10 protein-coding genes are annotated in these 13,248 nt (G+C 72.0%); 2 read left to right on the top strand and 8 right to left on the bottom strand.

The window, feature by feature from the left end; translation table 11 throughout:
- Positions 1–302 precede the first annotated feature (302 nt).
- Complete coding sequence (locus CPH93_RS21195; protein ID WP_093483513.1) at positions 303–1,310, bottom strand: stage II sporulation protein M; 1,008 nt, start codon at positions 1,308–1,310, stop codon at positions 303–305.
- A gap of 112 nt (positions 1,311–1,422) precedes the next feature.
- On the opposite strand from CPH93_RS21195, the gene CPH93_RS21190 reads away from it, so the two are divergent.
- Positions 1,423–2,514, top strand: coding sequence for an RDD family protein (locus CPH93_RS21190; RefSeq protein WP_096213742.1), 1,092 nt, complete (start codon positions 1,423–1,425; stop codon positions 2,512–2,514).
- A gap of 38 nt (positions 2,515–2,552) precedes the next feature.
- Here the strand turns inward: CPH93_RS21190 and CPH93_RS21185 are convergent, their stop codons facing one another.
- Complete coding sequence (locus tag CPH93_RS21185; RefSeq protein ID WP_093483515.1) at positions 2,553–3,167, bottom strand: hypothetical protein; 615 nt, start codon at positions 3,165–3,167, stop codon at positions 2,553–2,555.
- A gap of 168 nt (positions 3,168–3,335) precedes the next feature.
- Positions 3,336–4,793 (bottom strand): adenosylhomocysteinase, encoded by a 1,458-nt coding sequence (gene ahcY, locus CPH93_RS21180; protein WP_093483516.1) that lies wholly within the window; start codon positions 4,791–4,793, stop codon positions 3,336–3,338.
- Positions 4,794–5,287: 494 nt separating this feature from the next.
- Here ahcY and CPH93_RS21175 point away from each other — a divergent pair, with 494 nt between their 5' ends.
- Positions 5,288–7,483 carry a fructose-specific PTS transporter subunit EIIC gene (locus CPH93_RS21175; protein WP_173910006.1) on the top strand — a complete coding sequence of 732 codons (2,196 nt, stop codon included), beginning with the start codon at positions 5,288–5,290 and terminating at the stop codon, positions 7,481–7,483.
- A gap of 380 nt (positions 7,484–7,863) precedes the next feature.
- On the opposite strand, the gene CPH93_RS21170 is transcribed toward CPH93_RS21175, so the two are convergent.
- The 5 genes from CPH93_RS21170 to CPH93_RS21150 all read right to left on the bottom strand — a co-directional run bounded on the left by CPH93_RS21170 (position 7,864) and on the right by CPH93_RS21150 (position 13,213).
- Positions 7,864–8,823: a cation diffusion facilitator family transporter gene (locus tag CPH93_RS21170; protein WP_093483517.1), complete on the bottom strand. Its 960-nt coding sequence runs from the start codon at positions 8,821–8,823 to the stop codon at positions 7,864–7,866.
- A gap of 162 nt (positions 8,824–8,985) precedes the next feature.
- Positions 8,986–10,191: a mannose-6-phosphate isomerase, class I gene (gene manA / locus CPH93_RS21165; RefSeq protein WP_096213741.1), complete on the bottom strand. Its 1,206-nt coding sequence runs from the start codon at positions 10,189–10,191 to the stop codon at positions 8,986–8,988.
- Positions 10,192–10,264: 73 nt separating this feature from the next.
- A complete protein-coding gene (locus CPH93_RS21160; RefSeq protein ID WP_093483519.1) occupies positions 10,265–11,401 on the bottom strand; it encodes an SIS domain-containing protein in 1,137 nt (378 codons plus the stop codon).
- A 77-nt stretch (positions 11,402–11,478) separates the two neighbouring features.
- The gene (locus CPH93_RS21155; protein WP_093483520.1) at positions 11,479–11,676 is read right to left on the bottom strand and encodes a Trm112 family protein; all 198 of its coding nucleotides are present in this window, start codon (positions 11,674–11,676) and stop codon (positions 11,479–11,481) included.
- A gap of 178 nt (positions 11,677–11,854) precedes the next feature.
- A complete protein-coding gene (locus tag CPH93_RS21150) occupies positions 11,855–13,213 on the bottom strand; it encodes a phosphomannomutase/phosphoglucomutase (RefSeq protein ID WP_096213740.1) in 1,359 nt (452 codons plus the stop codon).
- Positions 13,214–13,248: the final 35 nt, after the last annotated feature.

Genomic DNA, 13,248 nt, shown 5'->3' with positions numbered 1-13,248 from the left:
ATCCGTCTCGTGCCGTTGCCGGTCCGAATTTGTTTCCGAGTCCCCGTCGGAGGGGGCTTGCCATTTGGCTTTTCCGACTTTATCAGAAGGCATTCGGTCGAATTCATCGACCGGGGCTTCCGGTAAGTGGTCGGTTGCGCTTCGCCGAATTGAAGTTCCGGCCGAAGCGGAGAAGATGCTAACCGTCGCGGATGAACTTGTCCAGTTCGTTGCAACCGTTCGAATCTACCTCCCCCTGATGCCCGTGTCAACGGGTTCTGGGGCGAAGAGGAGATTAGCAGGTCAGCGGGGTTGGATGCACATCACGCGGCCGTCGGGAGGACGGCCTCGCGGTCGGCAAGGTCGACGTCGCCGGTGGCTCCGGCACGTACGGCGCGGCCGCCCAGTACGTAGACGTACAGGAGGAAGGCTGCCTCGGCGGTGATGCCGATGCCGATGCGGGCCCAGGTGGGCAGGCCGGAAGGGGTGACGAAGCCTTCGAGTGCGCCGGAGATGAAGAGGACCGCGGCGAGTCCGATGGCGACGCCGAGGGCGGAGCGGCCTTCCTCCGCCAGGGCCGTACGGCGGGTGCGCGGGCCTGGATCGATGAGGGTCCAGCCCAGGCGGAGGCCGATGCCGGCGGCGATGAAGACGGCGGTCAGTTCGAGGAGGCCGTGCGGGAGGATCAGGCCGAGGAAGGTGTCGAGGCGGCCCGCTGAGGACATCAGGCCGATGCCGACGCCCAGGTTGAGCATGTTCTCGAAAAGGATCCACAGGACCGGGAGGCCGAGGAAGGCGCCGAGGACGAGGCACATGGCGACGGCCTGGGCGTTGTTCGTCCATACCTGGGCGGCGAAGGATGCCGCGGGGTGGCTGGAGTAGTACGTCTCGTATTCGCCGCCGGGGCGAGTCATGCTGCGGAGGTCATCCGGGGCGCCGATCGCCGCCTGGACCTCCGGGTGGGCGGCTATCCACCAGCCCAGGAGGGCGGCGACCGCGGTGGAGAGGATCGCGGTGGGGATCCACCAGTGGCGCAGGCGGTAGACCGCTGCCGGGAACGCCGTGGTGAAGAAGCGGGCGGTGTCGCGCCAGGAGGCCTTGCGGGCGCCGGTGACCGTACTGCGGGCGCGCGCCACAAGAGAGGTGAGGCGGCTGGTCAGCGCCGGGTCGGGGGCGCTGGAAAGGAGGAGGGAGAGGTGGGTGGTCGTGCGCTGGTAGAGGGCGACGAGTTCGTCGGCCTCGGCTCCCGTGAGGCTGCGTTTGCGGTGCAGCAGTGTTTCCAGGCGGTCCCAGTCGGCGCCATGGGACGTGACGAAGACATCGAGGTCCATCTGGTGTCGCTCCTCGCAGCGCCGTGGGTAGGTGCCGGTCAGCTTGGCAGACTGGCCGTGCCCGGCGTGGGGTGGGCGGGAATTCGGGGACCGAGAAGGAGTGGGGCGCGGCGTGAGTGAGCTCGTAACGGGTGAAGCGGTGGTGCTCGGGCTGCGGCCGGCCCGGCTGCCGAGCCGGGGGCTGGCGGTGGCGGTCGATGTGGCTGTGGCGTGGGTGAGCTATATCGGCATCTCGCTGATGCTGGTGAGCGCGACGTCGTCGATGGACAGTGCGGCGGTGGCGGCGGTATCCGTGGCGTCGTTCCTGCTGGTGCAGGTCGGGATACCGATCGTCGTCGAGACGCTGAGCCAGGGCCGGTCCCTGGGGAAGGCGATCTGCGGGCTGCGGGTCGTCCGGGAGGACGGCGGGCCGATCCGGTTCCGGCATGCGCTGGTGCGCGGGGCCATGGGAGCCATCGAGATCGTGCTGACGATGGGGGTGGTGGCGGCCATCGCGTCGTTGGTGTCGGCGCGCGGGCGGCGGCTGGGGGATGTGTTCGCAGGGACGCTGGTCATACGGGAGCGGATGCCGGTGGCGCAGGCCGGTACGGCGCTGCCGCCCCCGCCTCCGTGGCTGGTGGCGGAGCTCGGTGCGCTGGATCTGTCGCGGGTGCCCGACGGGTGGTGGTTGACGGTGCGGCAGTACCTGGCGCGGATGGGGCAGCTGGATCCGCAGGCGGGCGGGGCGATGGCCGGGCGGCTGGCGGAGGATCTGCTGGGGTTCACCGGGGTGCCGGGGCCTGTGGGGGTGCATCCGGCGGCGTATTTGGCGGCGGTGGTCGGGGAGCGGCAGGCACGGGAGTCGCAGCGGGCGTTCGGGGCGTCGGGCGTGGCCGGGGTCTCCGGAGTGGCCGGGGCGGTTCGTGTGGAGCGGGGCGAGGGAGCTGTCGTGGGTCCGTGGGACAGCGTCACATCGCCGCGGGTCGGATTTGTGGGGGGCGTGGAGGCGGCGGCGTCGGTCGGTGCTTGGGCGCCGCCCGGTGGTGGGGTGGGGGCTCCTGAGGCGGGTGGTGCGTCTGCGGCTGCTGAGGGGCCGATGAGCCAGGGGCGGGGCGGCGGGCCCATGGGGGTGCCGGGGCGGGAACCTGGCGGTGGTGGCCATGACGGCAGTGCGGGCGGCGGAGGAGAGCGGGCGTCGCGTACGGGGTTTGCGCCGCCGGTGTAAGGCGGGCGCCCGGCGCCGTTTGCCGGTGCCCCGGCAGGTCAGGGAAAGGTCGACGGTGGCGACTCGAGGGATTCGAGTTCGATGCCGGGGGCGGAGAGGACCACGTCGCCGGTGATGTGGACGGTGTGCTGCTCGCCGGTTTCCAGGTCGTTGACCTGGTATTCGTCGGCGATGAGGGGGGCGTTGTCAGTGGCGTGTGGTGTGCTTCTCAGCAGGGCCCAGGACTGGTCGAGAGTGCGCGGGGCGAGGACGGGGGGTGTGAAGGCGACGAGGCGGGTGCGGACGGCGCCGGCGCCGAGGGCGGGGCGCAGCAGCCGGGCGGTGGCGATGAGGAAGGCGGGGGACGCGCCGGTGAAGGCGTGGGCGGGGACGTTGCCTTCCGTGGCGTGTTCGCCGGTCGGGTCGGTGCGTACCCAGGTGACGCCCTCCAGGGCTGCGCCGCGGACCTGCCAGGCGGAGGCGTGGAGTTCGAGACGGAGCGGGCGGCCGAGTTCGTCCAGGGTGAGGTCGACGGAGCCGGTGTGGTCGCCGGAGGGGCTGACGATCTGGGAGACGTAGCGCCAGCCGGAGGGGCCGGTGGCGCAGTGGAAGTGCTCTTCACCCAGGGGGGTGTGATCGTGCGGGTCGTGGAGAGAGTAGTGGCCGCGTGGCATGAGGGGTGCAGTCCTTCGGGCGGCGACGGGCCGGTGCGTCGGGGCGTATGTGTGGGGTCCTTACGGGCCAGGCCCCCGCCATGAGGGGCGAGGGCCTGGTGTCACCGGCTGCTGTGGGTGAGCACCAGCTGGTCGACGGCGCCGACCGGCCGGTGATCGCCGACTGGATCAGTAGCGGTAGTGGTCGGGCTTGTACGGGCCCTCGACCTGGACGCCGATGTAGGCGGCCTGCTCCGGGCGCAGCTCGGTGAGCTTGACGCCCAGCGCGTCGAGGTGGAGACGGGCGACCTTCTCGTCGAGGTGCTTGGGCAGCACGTAGACGTCGGTCGGGTACTCCTGCGGCTTGGTGAACAGCTCGATCTGGGCCAGCGTCTGGTCCGCGAAGGAGTTGGACATCACGAAGGAGGGGTGACCGGTGGCGTTGCCCAGGTTGAGCAGCCGGCCCTCGGACAGCACGATCAGCACCTTGCCGTCCGGGTGCGTCCAGGTGTGCACCTGGGGCTTGACCTCGTCCTTGACGATGCCGGGGATCTTCGCCAGGCCGGCCATGTCGATCTCGTTGTCGAAGTGGCCGATGTTGCCGACGATCGCCTGGTGCTTCATCCGCGCCATGTGCGAGGCCAGGATGATGTCCTTGTTGCCGGTCGTGGTGACGAAGATGTCGGCGGTCTCCACCACATCTTCCAGGGTGGTGACCTGGTAGCCGTCCATCGCCGCCTGCAGCGCGCAGATCGGGTCGATCTCGGTGATGATCACCCGGGCGCCCTGGCCGCGCAGGGACTCCGCGCAGCCCTTGCCGACATCGCCGTAACCGCAGACCACGGCCGTCTTGCCGCCGATCAGGACGTCGGTGGCACGGTTGATGCCGTCGATCAGGGAGTGGCGGCAGCCGTACTTGTTGTCGAACTTCGACTTCGTCACGGCGTCGTTCACGTTGATCGCCGGGAAGAGCAGGTCACCGTCGCGGTGCATCTCGTAGAGACGGTGCACGCCGGTGGTGGTCTCCTCGGTCACACCGCGGATCTCGGAGGCCAGGTTCGTCCACTTCTGCGGCGACTCGGCCAGCGTGCGGGTGAGCAGCTCCAGGATCGCGCGGTGCTCCTCGCTCTCCGCGGTCTCCACGGACGGGACCTTGCCGGCCTTCTCGTACTCGACGCCCTTGTGCACCAGCAGCGTGGCGTCGCCGCCGTCGTCGAGGATCATGTTCGGGCCGCCGGTGGGCGAGTCGGGCCAGGTCAGCGCCTGCTCCGTGCACCACCAGTACTCCTCCAGCGTCTCGCCCTTCCAGGCGAAGACCGGGATACCGGCCGGGGCGTCCGGGGTGCCGTTCGGACCGACCGCGATCGCCGCGGCCGCGTGGTCCTGGGTGGAGAAGATGTTGCAGGACGCCCAGCGGACCTCGGCGCCCAGGGCGGCCAGGGTCTCGATCAGCACAGCGGTCTGCACGGTCATGTGCAGCGAACCGGTGATCCGGGCGCCCGCCAGCGGCTGGGCGGCGGCGTATTCCTTGCGGATCGCCATCAGACCGGGCATCTCATGCTCGGCGAGGGTGATCTCCTTGCGGCCGAAAGCGGCGAGGGACAGGTCGGCGACCTTGAAGTCCTGGCCGGTGGCTGCTGTCGTCATGCGTGCTGCTCCTCGAGGGTCGAGGTGGATGGGCTGGCAGTCTGCGGCGCGGGCAGATACGAGCGTACGCGGTAGCGCACATACCTCTCCCCCTGGCCGCAGCGCAGTCCGTCGGAGGCCCTCTCTCCCTCGGCCGGTCCGGGTGCGGACCGCCCGACCGCCATCAGCAGCGACGTCTGGCACTGGTCACGAATCTACACCGATCGGCCCAGTGAACCCCAGCCCGGAGGGGTCGATTCAGTGGGATCCCGGCCATCGGGCGGCGGGAGGGCGGCGGTTGGACGCCCGGGGCCGGGATGCCGGCGGCCGGGATGCCGGCCGGTGCGGACCGCGGCCTCGGGGGTATGCGCGCGCCGGGCCGTCGTGCAGGATGCGTGCAGCGCGGGATCATGCACGACCGCGCGCACGTCCCTAAGGAGAGCTACGTGACGACGAGTCCAGCCGATCCCCCCAAGGGCGCGGGGAGGGGCGGGCACGGGCTGAAGCTGCTCGCAGTGACCGCCTGCCCGACCGGTATCGCCCACACGTACATGGCCGCGGAGAAGCTGGCCCAGGCCGCCCGCGCGCTCGGTCACGAGATGAAGGTGGAGACCCAGGGCTCCATCGGGGCTGAGAACATCCTGTCTGACAACGATGTCAGAGACGCGGATGCCGTCATCATCGCCGCGGACAAGGACGTCGACCTCAGCCGTTTCGCCGGGAAGAAGGTCCTGACAGTCGGGGTCGCGGAGGGCATCCGCCACCCCGAGCGGCTGATCGAGCGGGTGCAGAGCGCGCCGGTGTACGGGGGCGAGGAGGCCGACGGGGCCGGTACGGGTGGCGGCGCGGCTGCGGCGGCCGCGGGCGCCGGAGGTGGCAAGGAGCGCAGCGTCACGTACAAGGCACTGATGAACGGGGTCAGTTACATGATCCCGTTCGTCGTGGTCGGCGGGCTGCTGATCGCGATCTCGCTGGCGGTGGGCGGGCATCCGCAGGCCGACGGCGGTCTGGTCATTCCCGACGGGTCGTTCTGGAAGCATGTGAACGACATCGGCGTGATCGGCTTCACGCTGATGGTGCCGGTCCTGTCCGGCTATATCGCGTATGCGATCGGCGACCGGCCGGCGCTGGTGCCGGGCATGATCGGCGGCTGGATAGCCAACACCGGTGCGCTGTACGACTCCAAGGCGGGCGCGGGCTTCATCGGTGCGATCGTCACCGGGTTCCTGGCCGGCCATCTGGTGCAGTGGATCAAGAAGGTCGAGGTCCCCGCGTTCGTCCGGCCGATCATGCCGATCATCGTGATCCCGATCGTGGCGACGACGGCGCTGGGGCTCTTCTTCATCTATGTGATCGGCAGGCCCATCTCCTGGGTGTTCACCCATCTCACCGGCTGGCTCGGCGGCATGACCGGGTCCAGTGCGGTGCTGCTCGGCGCGATACTCGGCCTGATGATCGCGTTCGATATGGGCGGCCCGGTGAACAAGACCGCGTTCCTGTTCGGTGCGGGGCTGATCGCGTCCGGCAACCAGACGGTGATGGGGATGTGTGCCGCGGCGATCCCGGTGATGCCGCTCGGCCAGGGGCTGGCCACGCTGATCCGCCGCCGCCTGTACTCCGAGCAGGAGCGGGAGACCGGGATGGCAGCGCTGTTCATGGGGCTCTTCGGGATCTCCGAGGGGGCGATCCCGTTCGCCGCGGCGCGGCCCGCTCAGGTCATTCCGGCGAACATGCTCGGCGGCGCGGTGGCCGGTGCGGTCGCGGGGACGGCCGGGGTGACGGACGCGGTGCCGCACGGCGGGCCGATCGTGGCGGTGCTGGGTGCGGTCGGCGGGGTGCCGGTGTTCTTCCTGGCCGTCGCCATCGGAACGGTGGTCACCGCGCTGACCACGGTCACCCTGGTCGATGTCGCGGAGCGCAGGAAGGGCAATGCTGCGGCGGCTTCGCTGAGCCCCGTGCCCGCTCTGGCCCGAGACGGAGACGGAGTCGCGGTCGGAGCCGTAGCGGGTGGAGCGGGTGCCGTTGCGAACGCCGGCGCCGGTGCCGGAGTGGGGGCTGATGCCGGTGCAGGTGCTGCGGGCGGTACGGCGACGGCCACCTTGGCCAAGGCTTCGGCGGCGGAGGCCCGTACGGATACGGCGGAGGCCCGTACGGAGGAGAAGGCGTCCGACGGAGACGCGGATCCCACCGGAGACAGGGATCCCACCGGGGACGGGGATCCCGCCGGGGACAAGGCGCCCGCCGGGAACGGGGATCAGGTGCTGTCCGGCTACCTGACCGAGCAGACCGTCCGGACGCAGCTCGCCGCCGGCGAGAAGGAAGCGGCGATCCGTGAGATGGCCGAGCTGGCGGCCGGCACCGGCAAGGTGGCTGACGTGGCGGAACTGGTACGAGTGGCGCTGGCGCGGGAGGCGCAGGGCACCACCGGTCTCGGTGAGGAAATCGCCATCCCGCACGCCAAGACGGACGCGGTGACGGCTCCGGTCGTCGGCTTCGCGCGGTCCGCGGACGGCATCGACTGGGGTTCGCCGGACGGCACGCCCGCCAAGCTGGTGTTCCTGATCGCGGTGCCGGAGGCGGCGGCCGGGGATGAGCATCTGCGCATCCTGGCGCTGCTGTCGCGGAAGCTGATGGACACCGGCTTCCGGGCCCGGCTTCAGGGAGCGGAGGACAAGGCGGCGATTCTGCGTACCCTCGGCGAGATCCACTAGGGCAGGGGCGAACACATCCCGTAGGGGCTGCGAGCGCCCCCTCGGGGCCTCAACGCAGCAGGCCGGGGGCGGTATTCCGTATTCCCAGCCGGGGGCGGTATTCCCCGTGGCTCATCGCATGATCGACGGGTCGTAACCGACAGCCCGTGCCCACGGGCGGTGCCCTCGGGCCGCGCCCACGGGCCATTCCCCACAACCCGTGACCGACGCCACCGGCCCAAAGGGCGTGCCCAACAGGCCATGCTCAACAACCCGTGCCCGACAGCCTTGGTGCCGTACGACAGCCCCCCGCACTCGGTACGACAGCGGCCCCCGCACCCGGTACGGCAACGGCCCCCGCACTCGCCAGGAGTGCGGGGGCTGTTGCATAACGGGGCGGCTCAGTTCCCGCCCGGCGTCTTTGACGGGTCGGCGCCCGCGGCGGCCGTGGCCTCGTTGTAGATGTCCGGCTCCAGGTAGATGACCCGGGCGATCGGCACGGCCGCGCGGATGCGGGCCTCGGCGGCGTCGATGGCACGGGCGACCTGGGTGGCGGTGTCGTCGTGCCGTACCGCGATCTTGGCGGCGACCAGCAGCTCCTCGGGGCCGAGGTGGAGCGTGCGCATGTGGATGACGCCGGTGACGACGTCGCCGTCGACGACCGCCTCGCGGATCTTGGCGACCTGCTCGGGCCCGGCCGCCTCGCCCAGCAGCAGCGACTTGGTCTCGGCGGCCAGGACCAGGGCGATCAGCACCAGCAGGGCGCCGATGCACATCGTGCCGATGCCGTCCCAGATGCCGTCACCGGTGGCGATGGTCAGGCCGACGCCGCCCAGCGCGAGGACCAGACCGACCAGCGCGCCGAAGTCCTCCAGCAGGACGACCGGCAGCTCGGGGGCCTTGGCGCGGCGGACGAACTGGGTCCAGGTCTGCTTGCCGCGCAGCTCGTTGGACTCCTTGATGGCCGTACGGAAGGAGAAGCCCTCGGCGATGACGGCGAAGACCAGGACACCGATCGGCCAGTACCAGTCCTCCAGCGGGTGCGGGGCGTGGATCTTCTCGTAGCCCTCGTAGAGCGCGAAGACGCCGCCGATGGTGAACAGGACGATGGAGACCAGGAAGCCGTAGATGTAGCGCTCCCGGCCGTAGCCGAAGGGGTGCTCGGCGGTCGCCGCGCGCTGCGCCTTCTTGCCGCCGAGCAGCAGCAGGCCCTGGTTGCCGGAGTCCGCGAGGGAGTGCACGCCTTCGGCCAGCATCGAGGACGAGCCGCTGAAGGCGAAGGCCACGAACTTCGCTGCGGCGATCGCCAGGTTGGCGCCCAGCGCCGCAACGATCGCCTTTGTCCCGCCTGATGCGCTCATAGGTGCTGCATGTCCCTTCCGTCGTCCGGGTTTTACCGTCGCTTTAATGCCGTGCGGCGGTCATTGTTGCAGCCCGGCCCGGGGCGTCCGCCAGGAGGCCACCTGGCGGACGGGATCCGGCGCCCGGCGGGCGCCGCGGCCGTCCGCGCCGTGGCCGCCGGGTCAGGCGATGACCGTCGCGCGGAAGAGCGTGCCGTCCCCAGCGAGCGTGAGCGGTTCCCCGGCCGGTACGAAGACGGATTCGCCGGGGGCCAGGGCCAGCTCGGCCGCCGCGCCGTTCGCGCCGTGCCGCAGCCGGACCGTGCCCGCCGTGCACAGCAGGATCTGCGGCGTACGGGAGACGAGCGGGCGCGGTGCGGCGCCGGGGGCCAGGACGAAGCGGGAGAGGCGGAACTCGTCGACGGGAGTCTCGTAGACCTCCTCGCCGCCGACGGCCTCGGGGCGCAGCACACCCGCGTCGCCGGCCTCGAAGCGGACCACCCGCAGCAGCTCCGGTACGTCGACGTGCTTGGGGGTCAGGCCGCAGCGCAGCACATTGTCGGAGTTGGCCATCAGCTCGACGCCGAGGCCGCTCAGGTAGGCGTGCGGGATGCCGGCGCCGAGGAACAGCGCCTCGCCGGGCTGGAGGCGGACGTGGTTGAGCAGCATCGCGGCGAGGACGCCGGGGTCGCCCGGGTAGTGGTGGGCGAGGGCGGCGTAGGCGGCGTAGTCGCCGGCGTGCGGTCCGCCCCGGTCCGCCAGGCGGCCGACGGCGACGGCGGCCTGCTCGACGGTCTCGGCGATGGCGTGGTGCTCGGCGCTCAGGACGGCGGTGAGCACCTCGCGCAGGGCGTCCTCCTCGGGGCTGGCGCGCAGGATGTCGACGTACGGCTTGAGGCCGTCGACGCCCAGGCCCGCCAGGAGGTCCGCGGTCTGCGCCGGGTGCCGGAAGCCGCACAGGCCGTCGAAGGGGGTGAGCGCGACGATCAGTTCGGGCTTGTGGTTGGCGTCCTTGTAGTTGCGGTGGCCGGCGTCGATCGGGACGCCGCGCCGCTCCTCGTCGGCGAAGCCCTCGCGCGCCTGGTCCAGGTCGGGGTGGACCTGGAGGGAGAGCGGCGAGCCGGCCGCGAGCAGCTTGAGCAGGAAGGGCAGCCGGGGGCCGAAGGCGCGGACGGCGTCGGCGCCGAGTTCGGCCTCGGGGGCGGCGTCGATCACCTCGGCCAGGGAGACCGGGCCCGCGCCGCGGTCGATGCGGGAGGGGGCGCCGGGGTGGGCGCCCATCCACATCTCGGCCTGCGGTTCGCCGGTCGACGCGGTGCCGAGGAGCTCCGGGAGGGCGGTGGTGGAGCCCCAGGCATAGGGGCGCACGGTATTGGCGAGGCGGTCCATGGGTCGGTTGCTTCCTGACAGTCGTACGTGGCGGCGGGCTTCCGGGCCTGCTGGTGCGGGCCGGCCGTCCAGGTCACTCGGTGCCGGCAAGCGCCAGGTAAACGGCGGCGAAATCCACGATGGCGAGAAGTTCCGCGGCCTTCTCCAGATCGCTGCCGGTGTCCGGTTCCAGCTCGCTGACGGCGGTGTCGCGCTCCTCGGCGAGGGCCTGGGCGGCGCGGGCGGCGGACAGCGGGCCGGGCTCCTCCTCCCGCAGCAGCACGACCCTGGCGTGCATCGCGGGGGGCTGCTCGACCCGGTCGCGGAAGAAGTCGTCCGGATCGGCACCGGCGGCCAGGGCGCCGGCCAGCAGGGTGCGGTGGGTGGCGAGTGCCTCGGGCAGCTCGGCGACGAGGGCGGGGCGGCCGGCCAGCCCGGCCAGCTCGGTGGCGAAGTGCCGGCCGACGGCGCCGGCGATGGTGCCCTCGGTCCAGAGCAGCGGGAGCGCGTCGGCGAGTTCGGCGGCCAGCGTCTTGCCGGGGTTGGTGTAGGTCGGGATGGCCGGACCGCAGCGTTCGGCGATCTGGTCGAGGCGGTCGGCGAGCTTGCCCAGGGCCTCCGGCGGGGCGCTGAGCAGGCCGATCCGGTCGGCGAGCGAGAGCAGCGGGATGAGCACCGACCACAGGGTGCCGGGGGCGGCCGGCGGGGCGCCCTCGACGTCGAATTCGGCGTCGTAGGGGGTGGTCGCCAGCGGGACGGCGAGGCCGCGGGCCTGGACGACGGCCTCGGCGAGCGGGCCGCCGGCCGGGGTGACGGCGACGACGGCGCAGCCGCGGCGATAGGCCTGCTCGACCAGCTCGGCGAGGCCGGGGTCGGCGGCGTCCGGGCCGGGGAGCAACAGCAGGTCCAGGGGACCGGCCCAGCCGGGCAGCGCCCAGCGCAGCGCCCCGGGCAGCGGGGCGACGCCGGTGGGCGGGATGAGGGTGACCGGGCAGCTGCCGCCGCCGAGCGCCCTGAGCAGGTCGGCCACGCCGGCCGCGGCCGGGCCGGGCCCGGCGACGAGCACGGTGCGCGGGCGCCCGTCGGGGGTCAGCTCGTGGATGCCGGATTCGGCGGCGCTGCGGGCGGCGGTGCGGACCCGGGCGCCGGATTCGGCGACGCCGCGCAGCAGACCGAAGCGGTCGGCGCCCGCCAGTGCGTCAGGGGTGTCGAGGAGTGACTCGTCGAGCATGGTGGGCGCGGCCTCCGATCGCCGGTACGGGCGGGGAAACGGGCGGTGCCGGGGCGGCGGGCCCGGGCAGCGCTCGGTCAGGCGGGGCGGCGGGCTTCGTCGACGAGGAGCACGGGGATGCCGTCCCGGACGGGGTAGGCGAGGCCGCAGTCGCCGGAGGTGCAGAGCAGCTCGGGTTCGGAAGCGGGGCCCGAAGGGGCGTCGGTCCGGTCCTCCAGCGGGGCGTGGCACGCCGGGCAGGCGAGGATCTGGATCAAGCTGGCTTCGACCGGCATGGATGCTGCTCCTTCGGGGCGGTTGCGGCGTGGCCAGCGTACCGCCGGACGGGGGCCCAGGGCCTGCCCGGCGGAGATTCGGGGTGGTGAGCGGCGGGGCGGGCGGCAGGGATGCGGCTGCCGCCCGCCTCGCCCGGAGAGGTTTCGGGGCGGCTCCGGCCCGTACGGGCGCCGGGGCTCAGGCGCGGATGATCGCCAGTACCTCGTCGCGGACCCGGTCGACGGTGGCGGCGTCCCTGGCCTCGACGTTCAGCCGGAGCAGCGGCTCGGTGTTCGAGGCGCGCACGTTGAACCACCAGTCGTCGGCGGTGACGGTCAGCCCGTCCAGCTCGTCGAGGGTGGTGCCCGCGCGGTCCTGGTAGGCCGCCTTGAGCGCGGCGAGCCGGCCGGCCTGGTCGTCGACGGTGCTGTTGATCTCGCCGGAGGCCGCGTACCGGTCGTACTGCGCGACCAGCTCCGAGAGCGGGCCCTGCTGGCCGCCGAGGGCCGCCAGGACGTGCATCGCGGCGAGCATGCCGGTGTCGGCGTTCCAGAAGTCGCGGAAGTAGTAGTGCGCGGAGTGCTCGCCGCCGAAGATCGCGCCGGTCTTGGCCATCTCCTCCTTGATGAAGGAGTGCCCGACGCGGGTGCGGACCGGCTTGCCGCCGTTCTCCTTGACGACCTGCGGCACCGACCAGGAGGTGATCAGGTTGTGGATGACCGTGCCGCCGGGGTGCTTGGCCAGCTCGCGGGCGGCGACCAGGGCGGTGATCGCGGACGGCGAGACCGGGTCGCCGTGCTCGTCGACGACGAAGCAGCGGTCGGCGTCCCCGTCGAAGGCGAGGCCGAGGTCGGCGCCGGTCTCGCGCACCCGCGCCTGGAGGTCGACGATGTTCTTCGGATCCAGCGGGTTGGCCTCGTGGTTGGGGAACGAGCCGTCCAACTCGAAGTACAGGGCGTCCAGTTCGAGCGGCAGACCCTCGAAGACGGTCGGTACGGTGTGCCCGCCCATGCCGTTGCCCGCGTCCACCACGACCTTCAGCGGACGGATGCCGCTCAGGTCCACCAGGCCGCGCAGGTGGGCGGCGTACTCGCCCAGGACGTCGCGCCGGGTGATCGTGCCGGCGTGGGCGGCCGGCTGCGGGGCGCCCTCGTCCGACCACCGCTCCACCAGCGCGCGGATGTCGGCGAGTCCGGTGTCCTGACCGACCGGCGCCGCGCCCGCCCGGCACATCTTGATGCCGTTGTACTGGGCCGGGTTGTGCGATGCGGTGAACATGGCGCCGGGCAGGCCGAGGGCGCCGCTGGCGAAGTACAGCTCGTCGGTGGAGCAGAGGCCGATCAGGGTGACCGTGGCGCCGCGGGCCGACGCACCCCGGGCGAAGGCGCCGGACAGGCCGGGCGAGGAGGGCCGCATGTCGTGCCCGATGACGATCGCGTCCGCGCCGGTGACCTCGGTGAAGGCCGCGCCGAACAACTCCGCGAGCGATTCGTCCCACTGGGCGGGGACGACACCGCGTACGTCGTACGCCTTCACGATCTGCGACAGATCAGCCACAAGCCTGCCCTCCTGGAGTCCTTGGGACCTCCAAC

The organism is Streptomyces sp. 2323.1 (assembly GCF_900221035.1).
In the GTDB taxonomy this organism is placed as follows: domain Bacteria; phylum Actinomycetota; class Actinomycetes; order Streptomycetales; family Streptomycetaceae; genus Streptomyces; species Streptomyces sioyaensis.
The sequence above is the reverse complement of the archived record's forward strand: the minus strand, read 5'-3'. Positions and strand labels throughout refer to the sequence as shown.